Origin of the sequence: Bacteroides sp. (genome assembly GCF_028690125.1) — a bacterium.
In the GTDB taxonomy this organism is placed as follows: domain Bacteria; phylum Bacteroidota; class Bacteroidia; order Bacteroidales; family Bacteroidaceae; genus Bacteroides.
This window is the reverse complement of record NZ_JAQVBV010000060.1, coordinates 1-17,287: the sequence shown is the minus strand read 5'-3', so window position 1 is coordinate 17,287 and position 17,287 is coordinate 1. Positions and strand designations below refer to the sequence as shown.

At 40.5% G+C, this 17,287-nt stretch carries 21 protein-coding genes and 3 tRNA genes; 20 read left to right on the top strand and 4 right to left on the bottom strand.

The features are described from left to right. Positions 1–28 precede the first annotated feature (28 nt). From PHO71_RS23220 to PHO71_RS23170, 11 genes are all read left to right on the top strand, one after another. Positions 29–104 (top strand) — tRNA-Asn (locus PHO71_RS23220). 4 nt (positions 105–108) lie between these two features. After that, positions 109–183 (top strand) — tRNA-Glu (locus tag PHO71_RS23215). 145 nt (positions 184–328) lie between these two features. Continuing rightward, entirely contained in the window at positions 329–634 is a 306-nt protein-coding gene (locus PHO71_RS23210; protein ID WP_300208178.1) for an ion channel, read from the top strand. Positions 635–639: 5 nt separating this feature from the next. Next, entirely contained in the window at positions 640–1,158 is a 519-nt protein-coding gene (locus tag PHO71_RS23205; protein ID WP_300208176.1) for a TrkA family potassium uptake protein, read from the top strand. Positions 1,159–1,166: 8 nt separating this feature from the next. Further along, positions 1,167–1,682 (top strand): transcription repressor NadR, encoded by a 516-nt coding sequence (locus PHO71_RS23200; protein ID WP_300208173.1) that lies wholly within the window; start codon positions 1,167–1,169, stop codon positions 1,680–1,682. Between the two features lie 149 nt (positions 1,683–1,831). Next, entirely contained in the window at positions 1,832–3,151 is a 1,320-nt protein-coding gene (locus tag PHO71_RS23195; RefSeq protein ID WP_300208171.1) for an MFS transporter, read from the top strand. A gap of 60 nt (positions 3,152–3,211) precedes the next feature. Beyond that, positions 3,212–3,286 (top strand) — tRNA-Arg (locus PHO71_RS23190). 246 nt (positions 3,287–3,532) lie between these two features. Then, positions 3,533–4,444 (top strand): tyrosine-type recombinase/integrase, encoded by a 912-nt coding sequence (locus PHO71_RS23185; protein ID WP_300208169.1) that lies wholly within the window; start codon positions 3,533–3,535, stop codon positions 4,442–4,444. 72 nt (positions 4,445–4,516) lie between these two features. Beyond that, on the top strand, positions 4,517–4,705 hold the full coding sequence (locus PHO71_RS23180) for a hypothetical protein (protein ID WP_300208167.1): 189 nt from the start codon (positions 4,517–4,519) through the stop codon (positions 4,703–4,705). A 212-nt stretch (positions 4,706–4,917) separates the two neighbouring features. Further along, positions 4,918–5,166: a DUF6809 family protein gene (locus PHO71_RS23175; RefSeq protein ID WP_300208165.1), complete on the top strand. Its 249-nt coding sequence runs from the start codon at positions 4,918–4,920 to the stop codon at positions 5,164–5,166. Between the two features lie 77 nt (positions 5,167–5,243). Beyond that, a complete protein-coding gene (locus PHO71_RS23170; RefSeq protein WP_300208162.1) occupies positions 5,244–6,524 on the top strand; it encodes a hypothetical protein in 1,281 nt (426 codons plus the stop codon). Between the two features lie 1,069 nt (positions 6,525–7,593). On the opposite strand, the gene PHO71_RS23165 is transcribed toward PHO71_RS23170, so the two are convergent. After that, complete coding sequence (locus PHO71_RS23165) at positions 7,594–8,349, bottom strand: Bro-N domain-containing protein (RefSeq protein ID WP_300208160.1); 756 nt, start codon at positions 8,347–8,349, stop codon at positions 7,594–7,596. Here PHO71_RS23165 and PHO71_RS23160 point away from each other — a divergent pair. The 7 genes from PHO71_RS23160 to PHO71_RS23130 all read left to right on the top strand — a co-directional run bounded on the left by PHO71_RS23160 (position 8,273) and on the right by PHO71_RS23130 (position 13,379). Further along, entirely contained in the window at positions 8,273–8,782 is a 510-nt protein-coding gene (locus PHO71_RS23160) for a Rha family transcriptional regulator (RefSeq protein ID WP_367279932.1), read from the top strand. The two genes, PHO71_RS23165 and PHO71_RS23160, sit on opposite strands and share 77 nt — an antisense overlap. Positions 8,783–9,719: 937 nt before the next feature. Beyond that, positions 9,720–9,905: a helix-turn-helix transcriptional regulator gene (locus PHO71_RS23155; RefSeq protein ID WP_300208154.1), complete on the top strand. Its 186-nt coding sequence runs from the start codon at positions 9,720–9,722 to the stop codon at positions 9,903–9,905. A gap of 27 nt (positions 9,906–9,932) precedes the next feature. Continuing rightward, a complete protein-coding gene (locus PHO71_RS23150; protein WP_300208150.1) occupies positions 9,933–10,385 on the top strand; it encodes a helix-turn-helix transcriptional regulator in 453 nt (150 codons plus the stop codon). Positions 10,386–10,554: 169 nt separating this feature from the next. Next, on the top strand, positions 10,555–10,713 hold the full coding sequence (locus PHO71_RS23145; protein WP_300208147.1) for a hypothetical protein: 159 nt from the start codon (positions 10,555–10,557) through the stop codon (positions 10,711–10,713). Positions 10,714–11,319: 606 nt separating this feature from the next. Then, positions 11,320–11,892 carry a recombinase family protein gene (locus PHO71_RS23140; protein WP_300208144.1) on the top strand — a complete coding sequence of 191 codons (573 nt, stop codon included), beginning with the start codon at positions 11,320–11,322 and terminating at the stop codon, positions 11,890–11,892. A 200-nt stretch (positions 11,893–12,092) separates the two neighbouring features. Further along, on the top strand, positions 12,093–13,058 hold the full coding sequence (locus PHO71_RS23135) for a hypothetical protein (RefSeq protein ID WP_300208142.1): 966 nt from the start codon (positions 12,093–12,095) through the stop codon (positions 13,056–13,058). A gap of 36 nt (positions 13,059–13,094) precedes the next feature. Further along, positions 13,095–13,379 (top strand): hypothetical protein, encoded by a 285-nt coding sequence (locus PHO71_RS23130; protein WP_300208141.1) that lies wholly within the window; start codon positions 13,095–13,097, stop codon positions 13,377–13,379. A gap of 410 nt (positions 13,380–13,789) precedes the next feature. On the opposite strand, the gene PHO71_RS23125 is transcribed toward PHO71_RS23130, so the two are convergent. From PHO71_RS23125 to PHO71_RS23115, 3 genes are all read right to left on the bottom strand, one after another. Next, entirely contained in the window at positions 13,790–14,110 is a 321-nt protein-coding gene (locus PHO71_RS23125; protein WP_300208139.1) for a helix-turn-helix transcriptional regulator, read from the bottom strand. Positions 14,111–14,484: 374 nt separating this feature from the next. Then, positions 14,485–14,790 carry a DUF898 family protein gene (locus PHO71_RS23120; protein WP_300208137.1) on the bottom strand — a complete coding sequence of 102 codons (306 nt, stop codon included), beginning with the start codon at positions 14,788–14,790 and terminating at the stop codon, positions 14,485–14,487. Positions 14,791–15,515: 725 nt separating this feature from the next. Continuing rightward, positions 15,516–15,731: a KTSC domain-containing protein gene (locus PHO71_RS23115; protein ID WP_300208134.1), complete on the bottom strand. Its 216-nt coding sequence runs from the start codon at positions 15,729–15,731 to the stop codon at positions 15,516–15,518. 357 nt (positions 15,732–16,088) lie between these two features. Here PHO71_RS23115 and PHO71_RS23110 point away from each other — a divergent pair, with 357 nt between their 5' ends. Continuing rightward, entirely contained in the window at positions 16,089–16,571 is a 483-nt protein-coding gene (locus PHO71_RS23110) for a hypothetical protein (RefSeq protein ID WP_300208131.1), read from the top strand. A gap of 2 nt (positions 16,572–16,573) precedes the next feature. Further along, positions 16,574–17,287 (top strand): amino acid permease (locus tag PHO71_RS23105; protein ID WP_300208128.1); only part of this gene is annotated, 714 nt, incomplete at its 3' end.

Genomic DNA, 17,287 nt, shown 5'->3' with positions numbered 1-17,287 from the left:
ACAAACGTCGCCGATGATTCGGCACTATTCCTCGATAGCTCAATCGGTAGAGCACGCGGCTGTTAACCGCGGGGTTGTAGGTTCGAGTCCTACTCGAGGAGCCATTTTGGCCCGTTGGTCAAGCGGTTAAGACACCGCCCTTTCACGGCGGGAACAAGGGTTCGATTCCCTTACGGGTCACCATTTGTAAAGAAAAGCCATCGCAATGCGGTGGCTTTTTTGTATAACTAAAACTTTTCTCATAATCAGTGAAGATGAATAAATTGGCAGGAAATGGACGGAATAAGACGAAATAATACCGAATGTAGAAAAACGAGGTGGAAGTTATATGGTGCAACGCTTAAAAAAGTCCATCGGCGCTTTTTTTATCATCTTGATTATTGGCATTTGGGGCTTTATGATCTTTGAAGAGCTCTCTTTTTTGGATGCCCTTTATGTGACCATTGTGACGCTGGCGACAGTGGGATATGGCGATATCACGCCGGTTACCCCGGAAGGACGTATTTTTGTTATCTTCTTTATCGTTGCCGGTTTTTCCGTAACCTACTATACATTGATTATGGTTGTATCTTTACTATTAGAAGGCCAAATACGTGATTTGCTGGGGAGGCGGGGCATGGCGACGCAACCTTAGACAGTGTGTTGCTGCAGGCGGGCGTGGCTGAGGCCAAAGGAGTCATTGCCGCCTTGTCGGATGATGCTGATAATGTTTATGTGACGTTAACTGCGAGAAGCTTAAACCCTACCGCCCATATTGTAGCGAGAGCCGAGCGGCTGGAGGCGGAGAATAAACTGCGCATCGCCGGGGCGAACCAGGTTATTGTGCCGTCGGTGATGGGCGCGCGCCAGATGGTGGCTTCTATGACGCGACCGGTGTTTGTTGATTTTGTTGAAAATGTCTTACATAACGAAGAGCTGCCTATGGACTTTTCCGAAGTAACGATAAATGAAACCTCTTCTTTTGTGGGCAAGCGCTTTGCAGAAAGCCAGATTAAAGAACGTTTTCATTCGATTGTTATCGCCTTGCGCAGGGGGGAAGAGCTTATGAGCAATCCTCATGCGCAGGAGCGCATTCAAGTGGGCGATGTTCTGCTGGTCCTAGGGCCGACAGAGTATTTAGGAGAGCTGCAGCATTTCGCGCAAAGCAGCGAAAAATAGGAGGACCTATGGAAACGAAAGAGCGTAGGGCAGCCTTGCAGGAACGATTGCAAGCGTCCCCGGAAGCGGTAACAGGTACGGCGTTGGCGCAGGAATTCGGCGTAAGCCGGCAGGTAATTGTCGGTGATATTGCCATCTTGCGCGCTGCAGGCGGTCGAATCGTAGCGACACCGCAAGGATATTGGATACCTAAGGAAAATGTAAAGCAAACCATTAAAGCTACACTGGTTTGTCGGCACGACAATGCGCAATTGGCAGCTGAACTTTTTGCTGTGGTGGACCGAGGCGGCTGCGTACTGGATGTGGCGGTGGAACATCCTCTATATGGAGAACTAAAAGGGGCTTTGCGCCTTTCTTCACGACGTGATGTGGAACGTTTTTTGCACAACTTGGGCGAAGCGCAAGCGGAGCCATTATCGTTACTGACTGGCGGCGTGCATTTGCACACGATAGAAGTGCCTGACAAGGAAACCTTGCACGAAATAGAAGCCGAATTAGCCCAAATGGGGATTTTGGTGCGCTAAAAGTACAGAGAAAGCTTGCTTTTAGGAAAGCAAGCTTTTATAATAGCAATTAATGACAAGACAGCTGTAAAGACTTAGAGGGAAATAGTGTAAGCGTAAGGGTACATGCTATGAAATGAATGAACATATCTAAGAAGGTGGTTGGAGAAATGGATGTAATTAGTCGCATGGAGCGCATACCTACAGGGGCGTTTCATTATCGCTTGCTGGCTTTAACTGGCTTGGGCTGGATGTTTGACGCTATGGATACAGGGTTGATTGCGTTTGTGCTGCCGGCCCTAGCCAAAGCGTGGGGGCTGTCAACGGCGCAAATGGGATATATCGGCAGCATGGGCTTAGTTGGTATGGCGCTGGGAGCTGTTTTAGCCGGTGGAGCAGCGGATCGTTTTGGGCGGCGTAAGCTTTTCGCGGCAACACTTGTTTTGTATAGTGTCGCCACCGGCTTGTGCGGTATTGCCTGGAATTACGAATCTTTATTGGTATTTCGTTTTTTAGTGGGCTTTGGGTTGGGCGGGCAGCTGCCTGTGGCGGTAACGCTGGTTAGTGAATTTTCGCCTCCTAAAGACCGTGGCAAGATGATTGTTCTTCTGGAAAGCTTTTGGGGCTGCGGCTGGCTGATTGCCGCCTTGGTAGCATACTTGGTAATCCCTTATTATGGCTGGCATGTGGCCTTTTTGCTGGGAGCGGTTCCGGCTCTGTACGTTTTTTGGATCTGGCGCTGGGTGCCGGAATCAGTACGTTATTTGACGGCACAGGGACGCTTGGCGGAAGCCCACGCGATTGTAAGCGATATGGAGCGGCGCAGCGGCCTAGCGGTTTGCGAAGAAGCGATAGCGCCCCAACAGTCTGCAACAATGACTCGTATTGCTTTTCGGGAGCTATGGACGCCTCAATTTATGAAGCGGACTCTTGTGCTTTGGGTGATCTGGTTTGGCATCGTGTATTCGTATTATGGTATTTTTACCTGGCTGCCTTCGCTAATGGTAGGCCAGGGGCATACGGTGGTGAAGACCTTTGAATATGTGCTGCTGATGACCTTGGCGCAGCTGCCAGGTTACTTCTGTGCCGCCTTCTTGGTGGATCGGTTGGGTAGAAAGGGCACCTTGGCTTCCTTCTTATCCTTGAGCGCGGTATGTGCTTACTTTTTTGGACAAGGCGGCTCCAGCAGCGAACTGCTCTTCTGGGGGAGTTTCATGTCCTTCTTCAACCTCGGAGCCTGGGGCGTGGTCTATACGTATACGCCGGAGCTGTATCCGACGCGGATGCGCGCTTTTGGTTCCGGCTGGGCTGCTGCCGTAGGCCGCGTTGGAGGCATCTTAGCGCCGTCTGTAGTAGGCTGGAGCTTATCGTTAGGCGGCTCTATCGCGCAGGTATTTGGCATGTTTACGTTGGTCATGCTTGTCACGGCGGCAGTGATTTGGCTTTGGGGAGAAGAAACGCGCGGTCTGCGGCTAGATGCGAATGAATAGTGAAAAGGATGGACATTATAACCAGAGTATGATATAATTCCTCTCGTGACTCAAGCATACGCGCCCGTAGCTCAGGGGATAGAGCATCGGCCTCCGGAGCCGGGAGCGCAGGTTCGATTCCTGCCGGGCGCACCATTTAAAATTCCAGAAAAATCAAGCCTTCTAGAGATTTCGCTAATGAAATCAAGGGGTTTTAAGCGTTTGTAGAAGACCAATGTCTATAGTTAATTCTATGGATATTGGTCTTTTTTTTGTTACCTAGAGTATAGTCCTTGGTGATTGCGCGTTCGTCATTGTTTATCAATTACTATTATTTGTAGTTGATTTTCAAAAGTCTTATACTCCTGTCTTTGAGAAAAATAGGTCAGGAGGTGATTTTTTGTGGAAATTGGACAAGCCAAGAGAATTTTTTTCACAGCAAAGAAAGCTGAGAATGTCACAGGGAGAACCATAGAAACTTATGATGAAGTGTTGAAGAAATTTTTGGTTTATATTGTGGAGCGAAATATCTATGACATTGCTGAAGTGAAAAGTGATTTGATTCGTGAGTTTTTAGGAACCTTCAAGGCCAAAGGACTCAAAGGAATTACTGTTCATCGCTATTTCAGAGTGTTGAGGACATTTTTTCTGTTTCTTTATCGTGATGACTATATTCCCAATAATCCTATGAAGAACATTAAGCCTCCTAAAATTGAAAAGAAAGCTATGCGGACTTTCACGATTGAAGAAATCAATAAACTACTCAATGCCTTTAATAAGCTGGAGTTTTTCGGGATGCGAAATTATGTGATTATGTGCATGTTCTTTAGTACAGGAATTCGCAAAATGGAACTTGCAAATTTAACACTGGCAGACTTGAACATCATTAACGATTTAATCAGAATCAGAAACGGAAAAGGACAAAAGGAACGCTATATACCAATTGGAAAAACATTAAGACGCTCCTTAATTCAATATCTAAAGATGCGTGAAGAATATGTAGATGATGACAAGTGCCTTTGGTTATTCCCTAGCAAGACCAAAGAACAAATAACTTCAAGCGGTTTAGGGATTTTGTTTCAGAAGGTCAAGAAAGAACTAGGAATGACAGGGGAAAAGATTTCAGCGCACACATGGAGGCATACGTTTGCCAAGAACTATCTGTTGAATGGCGGCGATGTTTTTAGCCTCCAAACAATACTTGGACATTCGAATATTGAGACAACAAGAGGCTACATTGCATTAAACCAAAACGAACTCAAAACTCAAATGGCGAAGTTTAACCCACTAGACAACAAAGATTGGCTCTATTAGCCCACAAATGCCCTGTAACAAATGAATTATGGCGGTACATGGGTTTACTCACAAAGGAGGCAACAGAACACTATGGACACATTTGAACGCTTGTGGAATGATGCCAGAGACTACCAAAAGGAAAACTATAATCGTCTGGAGGCTGTCATTAAACCAGTGAATGAACGTGAACAAAAGTTTCTCTTGTGGCTCGCTGGAACAGAACATTCTTCTGTGAACACCATGATTCAATTGTTCCAGAGAAAGGCAAAGGTGAACTAATGGAAGCTGCAATCTTCTGTTTGGTATTCGCAATGTGGCAAAAGATGATCGGCAGAACTACAACTCATGCAGTCATTAGGTCAGCAGTATTATTTGTGTTGTTGCAAGTGTTTCTTGTCCTGTGGTTGCGTAAGTATTTCTAATGGTTTCACGGGCGGGACTGTGGATTGACTCATGACCCCGCCCAATAAAAATAAAAGGGGGACATTAGCATGACAAACGAAAAAATTGAACTGGGGTTTTGTGAGGAGATCAATCGTGGTGCATCAGAAGAGTATCAGATTCAACAAGTGGTGGTCATGGAAAGACGGAAGGCCCTGGAGAACAGCCTAAGCGAAGAACAACGGTATCTACTGGCAGCACTAGAGGAAGAACAGGGAGACTTGAGTTACATAGAGTCTAGGGATATGTTTTATGCTGGCTTTGTGAACGGTGAAGAATCTCATGTTATTGCAGGATAATGGTGGTTCAGAGGGATACCTTCGGGTGTCCCTTTGATTTTATGGTAAAATAATTATGGAAGGGGTGGAGATGTCAAATGATACATGTCATTGATTCCATTATGGGCAGCGGCAAGACAAGTTATATTATCCAAGAGTTAAACAATAGTCATAAGGAAAACGAGAGCAACGGCTTTACTGATGGATATGAACCAAAGAGATATATTGTGGCAACTCCATATCTTGACCAGATAAAGGCCATAAATTCAAAAGTTCCTCATGGGAAAGAGGTCAAAGACACAAGTCAGAGTAAATCTGATAATCTCGTGAAATTACTAAGAGATAAAACAGAAGTAATTTTCTGCACTCATGCGCTACTCAATAAGTTTTCACAGTTTGAATTGTTAAAGAATTACATTCTAATCATTGACGAATCCCCAGATGTCATTGAAATCATGAGTGACAATCCTGAGATTGATTCAGAGAACACAATACTGAAAGAAGACTTAGAAATTCTGAAAAAAGCTGAACTTACTCAAGAAGATACTAATGGGTTTATTGAGTGGAAAGGCGAAGAATATAAGGGGCTGGCATATAAGAAGATTTATCCATTCCTGAGAAATAAATCCCTCATTAGTCGGAACAATTCCGTATATAAGTTGTTGCCTACAGAATTATTTCAGTCAGCAAAGAAAACTTACATATGCACATATTTGTTTGAAGGTCAGAACATGTTCTATTATTGCAAACACTTTGGCCTTGAATTTGACTATTGGCATGTTATGGAAGAATCTAAAGAAAACTATGTGCTTCAAGAAAGCCAAACGCCAAAAGAAAAACGTGAATACAAAATCGATGTTTATGAAGGTAAGTATAATGACATTGGAAAAACTTGGCTGTCTAAGAATTGGTATCAGAATACAGCCAAAAAGGATGAACTAGAATATTTAGGGAAATCCATTTACAATTACTTGAAAACACACCTAAAGACAAAAACAAAGCAAGAGACAAAAACAGAGCAAGTAATTTGGACATCATTTGTAAGCTATGCGGAACAAATAGCGAAAGGGAGAAAACTATTCACCTTCAACAGAAACTATAAGGAATCAAACAAGTGTAATTTTGTTCCTTGCAGTAAAAGAGCAACAAATGATTATAAAGAGAGAACAAAAGTGGTCTATGCGGTCAATAGATTCCAGAATCCTCAGATCATGAACTTCTTTGCTGGTCAAGACTACAATCAAGAATTATTTGCATTACAAGAGATGTTGCAATTTATTTGGCGTTCTGCAATTCGTGAGAATGAACCAATTCATCTATATGTACCTTCGGAGCGCATGAGAAATCTATTGAAACAATGGCTAAATGGAGAACTCTGAGGCGGCTTGTGAACCGAAAAATCATAGGTGTTTTCATGGTCAAAATATGTTCATTTTAGGGCCAAAATAAAATCCTCCACAAGATTTTGAAAAACCGTGGAGGATTCGAAAAAAAGCCTAGTGTTTATGCGGGTTTTGAGCTACCTACTGTAAAGGAGAGGTATATATAAGAAGAAGCTTAGAGGAACCTTAGACAAGAGTCATCGTGTGCTTAAAACTGCCATATCATATACCAAACAAGAACTAAAAATTCTTGCAATCTCTAATCATATGAGGTCTTAAATCTGGCGATGGACATTAGCCTAACACACACTAAACAACAACACGACTAATTCGTTCCTAAACACGTTCATCAGAGTGTGCCGCTAACACGGCACTTCGGCTACGCCGAACAACGATAATCGTCATAATGATTAAAACTAAAGACATTGATTAACTCTTAAGACCTCTTAACCATTATGTGACTATTCAACACGACATAGGAAAAATCTCCCTATGATAATTTGAGATAACACATGAATCTTAAGAATACTTAAGATAACCTTAGATAACACTCAGAAGACTATAGCGATGATAAGAAGTCTTTAACAACATATACGACTTAATACACATAGAATACTAACCTATGAAAATTTAAACACTCATATGATAACTAAAGATAGAGTCTAACAACTATGATGATTAAAACTATAGTCAAATGGTTGATCAATCAGAATAACTCAGGTGAAACTTTAGGTAGGTCGCAGGTGGGCAGGTGAGTTTCTTAGTTCCAAAGAGAGGAGCATTGGCAGTATTTAGGCAGGTATTAGGTCAGCTTCAGATATGTCAAAGAAAACTGATGATGCCTTTAGGGAGTGTTTAGGCACTTTCTGTTTCTGATTACAATTCTTAGTAATTACAATGATATAACCAAAAAAACTCCTAACACACTTCAGACTACTTCTGGCATATCTCAAACTAACCCTAATGTGCTTCCAGAATCAATTCTAGTTTCATTTTTACATGAGATAACGCATGAATTTACACTAAACTCAAGGCCCGCTTGTGTTTGTACCTATGGTTATATTTGCTACGAATTTAATGATAAACAAAAGAAAATATTGATCCATTGGTCATAGTGGGAAGCCTTTGGTTCAAGTTCGGAGATAACCTTTTGCTGTTGTGCCGATTGTAATTCTAGTGCTTTTCTGGCTTCACGTTCTTCTTGGAGAGATGTCAATAATTTAATTCCGAAGTTTGGATTGGCGATAAATTCATCAAGTGTCGCTGGAGTCATATATGCGCCATGTTTGCGAATCGAAGGGATGACCTCATGAGTAATCCAGCGTTTGAATTCTTTGGCTTCAGGTTTGCGAGAACCGAGGATAAGGGAGTAAAGTCCGTATTCGTTGACTGCTTGTAACTTCTGAACTCCACCAAGGGTGTCGGTTGAAACTACACCCCTTTCATCATCGTCAACGCGACCAAGAGCATCCCTGCTGTTTGTAATATCCAATACATCACAAACATCCTTAACCACAAACCACGGTTCTCCATTTTTCACCACAGTCCGCACTTCGTTTTCCTTAAAATTAAACACCTTGATTTCATTTGTCATTTCCTTAATCTCTCCTTCGATTTCATTTTTGGTTTCATTTGATTCAACAGGTTCATCAGCAAGTACATTGGATACATGAGACTTTGCCTTTAATTCTTCTTCCAGTTCTTCAAAAGCAACCTCGCAATTATGAATCCATTCGATTTCCGTAATGTTCTTAGGACGCTTGGCTAACAATTTGAATCCTTCGAGTCCCATTAGGAATCCTTTGTATTTCTTGTGGTTCACGTTTTCCAGCATGACAAATGAACAACTTGTGACAATTATTAACAATCAAGCGGTGGTGTCCAGTAGACAAGTGGCTGAGAGCTTCGGGAAAATGCACAAGCATGTACTAGACTCTATTGGTGAAATTATCAAAGCCGAAAATTCGGCCCTGACCTCCATGTTCTTTGAATCGTCTTACAAAGCTGGAACCGGAAAGTCTTATCCTGAATATCTCATGAACCGCGATGGATTCACATTGTTGGCAATGGGCTTCAATGGCCCTAAGGCACTCCAATGGAAACTCAAGTACATCCAAGCGTTCAATGAAATGGAGGAACAACTTAAGAACACCTTCAAACTTCCTCAGACCTACAAAGAAGCATTGGTTGCACTTGTGGAGCAGGTTGGGGAAAATGAGAAGTTGCAAATAGCAGGGAGGCTCTTGGTAGGCTAGGTGATGATGAAAAGGGAGCTGGTAGAAGTGGACACCCACGGGCTATGTTCAACTTAGGGCGACATGCCGTTAATTTTAACGCAATGTTTTTTGAAATTAAATGACATCAGGGGTCTGCTGAAATTTCAGCCACCTCCACACTCTCTGAATCTAAAGATGTGTCCAAAATTGGGCAGACGTTCAACAGGCGCAAAAGTGCATTTGGTTCTGTCAGAAGAATTGTTGAATCAAATCTCGTGGTCGGAAATTCCACAGCCAAAACCCTAAAACATATTAGTGGATCATAGGAAATCATAACAAATATCTGTAATTCCATATCTCTGGTTTACATAATGTGGCAAAACTGCATCTTTTCGACGTAAAATGGTGATATATTATGAGGGGAACTTTAAGCAGAATCCCAAGAACAACTCTAAAGATTCTGAAAATATATTGTGTCTCGCATGGCCCATATCACACTTTTGACTTCTTGTCAACATAATGTGGCAAAACTGCACCTTTTTCTCGTAAAAAGTACATATTATATGAAGGGGTAAACAAGAGGTCTTCTTAAGTATCATTAGATAATCTAAAACAGTTAAGTTTTCATATGAAGGAATATATGAGGAACTACTAGATTCTTCCAAAAGCACACAATGGGAAATTCATGAGAACGCTAATGTTCGTTATGAATGTTCTTGGATTATAACAAAAACTTCCTTGGTTAACAAACAAGTCAACATAACACTCCAAAACCTTCCTCTTTTCGTTAAAAAACTACATATTAGGTGAGGGATACTTTAATTTGAAAATAAGAGACTGCCTTTGGTGGTCTTTTTTTATATTCTCCATTGTTTCAGCTTTCTCTTTTGCTCATGTTTAGGTTTTCCTTTGGGAAGACTTGGGCATTTTTTTTATAGATAAGTAACAAAATGCACCAAAGAAAGGAGGTGAACTAATGAAAGTCACCAAGCTGAAACTGCTAAGACTGCAAGAAGGACTAAGCCAAGAACAAGCCAGCGAACAACTTGGAATTAGCCGAGGTTATCTAAGTCAGATTGAAAGTCTATCCAGAACACTTACATCAGAACTAAAACTAAAAATGGCTGGTCTTTACAATGTCAATGTTAATGATTTGAACTAATTGAGGAATATTAAGGAGGAATTTTTTATGAACAAATGCGTTTGTGTAGTATGTGGGAATATATGGGTAGATGAAAAATTGCATAGCGTTTGCCCGAAATGCACAGGACAATCTATCTGTAGTTATACTGATGGTGAACTAAAAATCAATGAAGAATACTATGAGAAAACAGTTAAGAACATTCAGGAAGGCCACAAGAACAAGTTCACTTGCGATACCTGCGGGGCTGTCTTAGAGCTTTATGCTGAGAAAGAAGAATTCCAATGTCACTCATGCTTTGAAGGAATTTTGCACAAGGACTACCAGAAGCCCAAAGAAACCCAAGGTCAGCAAGTGAAGAAGTACAGGTTAAGCCACAAGCTAACTCAAGATCAATTAGCCTTACAATTAGGAATCACAAGAAGCCTATTGTCATTGATTGAACTAGACAAGCGAGAATTGCCTAAGACTTCCTTGGTTAAATTTAAAGCTATTATTTAATAAAAACAGGGATTTGCTACAGAGACATACAAGTATACCTAAGAGCATATTTTAGGGCCTATAACCCCAGTGTTTCTGCGGGTCTGCTACAGGCTTTTTGGTACATAAGAGACTAGAGAGAAAGAGAAGGTTGATATTGATGAAATTGACAGTGGAGAACATGAAAAGTATGGAAGTATTTAGCGCAACTTTGGCAAAAATTGAGTGGTTGCGAACACATGATAACTTGAAAGAATACGATGAAAGTGACAGATTTATTCCTAAGATACTTTACTCCCAAAGCGGAGAATACTTAGCGTTGAAGAAATACAACAAAATGAACGAGTGATTTGAGTGAGTTGGGACAATGGAAAACACTATGGCATAACAAGAGACTGCCTTTGGTGGTCTTTTTTTTTATGTCTAAAATCAATAGTTATTTAAGGCTTTTTGGGAATCATTTGCTACAAGGGTATATGATAGTACCTGTTTGTGCAAAAGAAGTGCTGAAAATACAGTAGAATCAAGGGTCTGCTACGGTGTTTCTGAGGTGTCTGGGCGGGTTTGAGATAATAGTTCGAATAAAGGCCTATACCATGTAAAGTTGACTAAAATAGTATGGATTAAACATAAGGAAAACTAAGGACTCCTTGCGGTTATTGATGGCGAAGGGCAACATTAGGGGGTTAATAGATATATTAGGAAATGCTAATATTCTAATGATTGTTAACCATTGATATACCTAGGGTTAACCAAGGTATCTGATGTTGTTATATGTGTCGTTTGGAAAGCGTCTTTAAATGTGTACTTTAAGAGACTGCAAAAACAGACCTGTTTTCACGTCTTAAAAAGTCCATAAAGATATTAAGAGACGTCCCTTAAATACAATGGACATTTTAAGACGGAAATGCTATAATTAAGACAAGAAGTACAGATAGCATAGGGGGCGCAAATCATGAACATTGCTTATGTGAGAGTATCAACCAAGGAACAGAACACAGGCAGGCAGTTAGAAGCATTGAAAGCCTATGAGATTGGCAAGATATACGAAGAGAAAATAAGTGGCAAAGATACGAATAGACCAGAATTACAAGCAATGTTAGAGTTTGCAAGAGAAGGAGACATTGTTTATATTGAGTCTATCAGTAGACTTGCAAGGCATACTCTAGACTTCTTGAATATTGTGGAACAACTAAACGCTAAGAATGTTTCATTGGTCAGCTTAAAGGAGAGCATAGACACGAGTACACCGCAAGGCAAGTTCATGTTATCAGTCTTTGCAGCACTTAGCCAACTAGAACGCGATACAATCAAACAGAGGCAGCGCGAAGGTATTGACTTAGCACTTAAAGAAAATAGGCCATATGGCAGACCAAAGATAGAGATTGATGACAAGTTCATGGAAGCATATACACAGTGGAAGGCTGGAGGCATCACAGCAGTACAGGCTATGACACAAGCAGGGTTCAAGAAGAACACTTGGTATAAGCGAGTGAAAGACTATGAGAAAGCCAAAGGACAGGTTTAATGCCTGTTCTTTTTTTTTGTGCATAGGGTGGGTGAGTTTTCTAATTCCAAACAAGGGAACATCTGTGCTATTGATGCCGGTATTACCTTTGCTTGGTCTGATGGATTATTTTTCTGAAAATATTTTGTGGAATGGCAGGAGATGGAAAAGTGAGTGTCAAAGTGAAATATAAGCAATAATTGATGAAGCGAGGGGTTGGAATGAGTATAACTAATGAAGAAGATATAACTTGTGAAGTTTGTGGAACAAAATCAGCAAAGAAATATGTGATGATTGATAACAAGAAAGTCTGTAAAGATTGTGCAAAGAAACTAATTGAAAACATAGATGAAGACGATGGGATAAAAGAATCAATAGATCAACCGCAAGAGCAAGTGATAGAGAAGAAGAAAGACGAAAAAAGGAATAAGACATTTTTAATAGGAACTATAACGGTCATAGTCGGGATAATAATAATATGTATATTTTTTGGCGTTCTTGCCAGAGAACAAAATGATTCTAGATATACACAAGGTATTGATTTAATTAAAGTCGGAAAATATTCAGATGCATCTGGGCTACTGCTTAATATGGAATATAAGAACAGTAAAGTTCTATACAATTATGCAAATGCACAAATTAAAAGAACAACAGATGGTTTGGCTGCTGAAAGTTTCCTTAATAAAATTCCTAATAGTTACTCAGGTGAGTTTGCAGATGAAATAAAAGCGTTGAAAGAATCTGTTAAAGAAACAATAAACCAACAAAAGCAGCAACAAGCAGAACAAAAGAAGCAACAACAGCAAGCGAAACGTGAAAAAATACGTTCGAGCATTTTGATTTCAAAGGTGTCTACTGATAACCCTAATAGTGCTGGTGGGGTGAATTTTAGAGTAGTATGGAAAAATACTTCTGATAAAGTTATAAAATATTGTTTCTTTACGGTAGTTCCATATAATGCAGTGGGAGATATTGTTTCTTGTACAATTCGCCGCGAATCGGAATATACTGGCAAAGTTACTGGGCCAATTGCTCCCGGGGAATGGTATGGCGAAGGTAAGTATTGGGATTGTGCTTGGTATAATAACTCGATTGTTAAAGCAAAGCTAAAAAAAATAGTAATTAACTATATGGACGGAACTTCTATACAAATAGAGGGTAATGATATTGATTCTGTTCAAGCGTAATCACCAATCAAAAATAATGCTTTAGGAGATGAAGGAATGGTTAGTGTTTCTGCGCCAGAAATTATAATTACTGTGATTGTTCCTGCGTTGTTGTTAGGTTTGATACCTGCATTTATTGCTAAGTCTAAAGGCCGTAATTTTGGCGTGTGGTGGATATATGGATTCCTTTTGTTCATCGTTGCGTTAATACATTCGTTTTGTATAAAGGCTAATGAAAAAGCACTGATTGCAGATGGTTTGAAGAAGTGTCCCTTTTGTGCTGAGATGATAAAGCCGGACGCAAAAGTTTGCAGATATTGTGGCAGAGATTTACTAGGGTGATAGTAAAGACCATCACAAGAAAATAGAACAGTAGAAATCTAATGACTTCCACAGGTTCTTTAGTCTAACATAAGGAGCCTGTGGTTTTTCTTTCATTAAAATTATCATTTTCTTGAAATCTAAAAACCATTGTGATAATATAAATCCATAAGGACGAAGAGTATAAGTCCTAGGCATACGCGCGATAAGTATTGGTATTACAATTGAATAAAACTATAGACAAACACTGTAAATTTGGCTTCAGGTAGTCTAAGGATCGTTTCTTAGGCCTCCGGAGCCGGGAGCGCAGGTTCGATTCCTGCCGGGCGCACCATTTAAAATTCCAGAAAAATCAAGCCTTCTAGAGATTGTTCTCTAGAAGGCTTTTTTTTGCCTCAAGGGGGGCAATACATAAAAAACAGTATATCAAATTAACCAAAACGGCTTAATAATTCTTGGCTTTGCTTTATCTGAGATTTCAAAACCTCTTCAACTTCTGAGATAATTTTATTTGGAGATGGGCTATTTAACCAATATATGACCCGTGTTCCGGCGCTTCGTGAACTAACAATGCCCTGCTTTTTTAACACGCTTAAATGTTGAGATAGGTTTGATTGTTCAATTTCCAGGTCATTCACGATATCCTGCACACAGAGCTCATTTGTTGCTAATAGCTTGATTATTTTGACGCGAATAGGGTGAGACACTGCTTTGAAATAATCTGCTGTTATTTTTGCTATAGCTTTTTCCACAAGAGACACCTCCTTATTCTACTTGCTTGTTCAATTAAAAACAACTTTCATTAAATATATTTTATTACAAAAAATGGATTTAATCAGTTACTAATGATGTTAAGTTACAAAAATGTTATGAAGATTCAAGAAAAAATAAATCGAACCGGGATGGTAATGTGGCTGAGAAACACGAGCTAGCGCTAAATGACTATCTTCTTAGAATGGCCTGCAAGGATATCGTGATATTGAGCATTAGAGCATAAAACAGATATCCACGTTGTTGATCGCAATGAAGGGAAAATAAGAAATTATAAAAGTACTTGATGTTTTACCAGAACTTACAATAAAAGAAATAGCTTTGAGTGATAAAAACCGCCAAAAGGCGGTTTTTATCACTCAAACTCCGTATTATTCGTCTCCCACCGCTTAAACTGACAATATCCCCATGGCGCATATAATCCCAGCGTGATAAAGGTAAGAATCATAATAAGCAGCCACTGCCCGAAAAAGCCAATGCCAGTGCCGTTGAAAGCCAGGCGACGGCCATTAACGTAGGTGTTGGCAGTGATCCAACGCTGCTGGGCGGAATAGGCCCAGGGGAAGTATAGACCCAGTGTGATGACGGATAGAAAACCTGTCCATAGCAGAAGCCAGAAATAACCTAATCCGGATCCGCGAAATTCAAATGAACCTTGCATGGGAAGCCTCCCTTATTAGTTTTTACGGCCTGCAAACTTTACACGGCACATACCCTGCATCAATCGCTTCGTTTCGGCTTTCTAAGTGCACCTTGTGATGCTCACTCATTTTCTGGACCCAACGGCAGCTGGCATAGTGGAACTTCCCGCTGTTGCTGTTGCCAATGTAGTCAGATCCAAGGGCGACGGAGCTGGCCATCACCCCTAGCAGCAGAAGGAGTGACATTAAAAGAAAAAGCTTTTTTTCACTGCAAACCTCCCCTCAAGTTTATAATATGCTAGTTGTCAAGAAGTGGTCCGGTTTGTCCGAGTTACTTTGATTTGTATTTCATGGGCGACGGACTAGCATAAGAGTAGAGACGGTAGTCAGCACCAGGAGTGCGGCCCCCTTTAATTCGCGGCACCTCTTTTAGCGGCATTCGCTTACAATGGCATACATTTCTTGGACGCTAAACGAGAGACTCATTGGATTAGCTCCTTTGCATTAGGATTATAGCCTTAAGAGCTATTGTTGTGAGATCATTGTACTGCTAGTTTGCGGGGCGGACAACAGGGTATGTATCCAATTTTAGCGGCGCGATAGGCGGAGCAATATCCTTTTTCTAGCGCTTTAACTTATAAAAAAAGACCGTTCGGTGCGTTAACACCGAACGGCATAAAAAGAAAATGGTTTAGCAATATTATTTTAACATGAAATGTTCAATATAATAGATTATAAAACTAATTTATTTAACAACTTTTTGAAAGGGGTAAATTTTTTCGAGCTGTTCTTGATAATACTGTTCAGGGGAAGGTGCGGAAATTAAAGCATCATGCGTGGTCTGTGAGATTCCAGGATGCCGATGGCTAGACCCGTCTTCAAAGGTGATTACGAGAACGTAGGTGGTGGGATTATAGCTGATATTGGAAAAACGTTTCAAGTTATTTTGAGTTTTATCCATGACATCACCTCTCAATTAGTAAGAATAACAATTCTCAACTATCATTTTAACACTAGAATTGCTTAACCTCAAGGAATAAAACGAAAAATTCAAATAAAAATAATTAAAAGTAAAAAATAGTCTTAATCCATAAAATGGAAGAAATAGCTTGGATGTATGAAAAACTGTACAAAAAGAAAGTTTTGGTTGTATGTATTCAAGAAAGATGAAGAATAGCTGCGCTAAAGAAAAGGAATATTTTGTTATTTACAGAATAATCTAAAATAGTAAAGCTTGTTTTCATGAGGGGCGTTTAGTAGTAAAAAAGTAGAAAGGTGAAATTGCGAAAATGTCAGAATCGAAAGCGAGAGAAATGCTATGATTCTTTTAGAACGAGTGCAAAAAGCTTTCTTAAGGACAATTTCTGGTTATTTTCGGTTACTTATTGTATCTATGGGGTTAATAGGGTCATTGCTGTTTTCTGTTTTTACTTACTATGAAATTAGTAATGCCCGGGAGTTTGCGTTAAAGAGCTTTGAGCAAACAGTTCTTTTGGAAACTAATTATATAACGCATTGGTTCGAAGATAATGCAAGCCGGGTGCGGACGTTGTCTCAACTGCCGTCTGTACGCCGCGGAGATATGAATTCTTTTTTTCAGCGAGCGGGACTGTTTGCTAAAAACAATCCTCATATTACTGGGATTACGTTCATTAATGCAACTGGAAGGGCGGTATCCGGCGAAGATGTTTCAGATCGAGAATATTTTCAACGGGCAAAGCATGGAGAAGAGTATATTAGTGAAGCCTTGCAAGGTCGTTCTAGTAAAGAGTGGATTGTAGTATTCAGTGCCCCTGTGTAGTTATGCCGTTTGGCCTGAAAGGCGTTGCCATGGCCTTGGTTATGGTAGTATTTGCTTATGCCGGCGTTGAAATGATTGGTATTACTGCGGGAGAAGCGGAAGATCCGAAGCATTCTTTGAAATCAGCCATTGATAAAGTGTTCTGGCGTATCCTCATTTTCTATGTTGGTACGATGACGGTTATCCTTTCCATTTGTCCGTGGGACACATTGCCTAAAGGGGTAAGCCCGTTTGTGATTATCTTTGAACGCATGGGAATTCCCTATGCGGCAGGAGTTATGAACTTTGTCATTCTTTCCTCGGCGGCGTCCTGTCTGAACAGCTGTATCTATGTGTGCGGGCGGATGCTTTACGGTTTATCTCTGCGGGGAGAAGCTCCCCGGTTTTTGGGAACTCTTTCGAAACATCAAGTTCCTGCCAATGGAATTTTGTTTTCCAGCGCAGCTTGTCTGGTTGGCGTATATTTAAACTTTTCCTATCCAGATACGGTGTTCTATTTTATGTCAGCGTGTACGGTCACTGGATGTATTTGGACTTGGGCTCTTATTATGTGTATTCACTTAAAATGGCGCAAAGGCTTAAGCGAAGAACAATTTAACCGCTTGCAGTATAAGATGCCTCTTTTTCCGTACGCAAACTACGGTGTGCTGCTTTTTTTGGGGGCCGTTGTATTAGGGATGAGCTATGACCCGGATAATTTAGTAGGTCTTTATGTG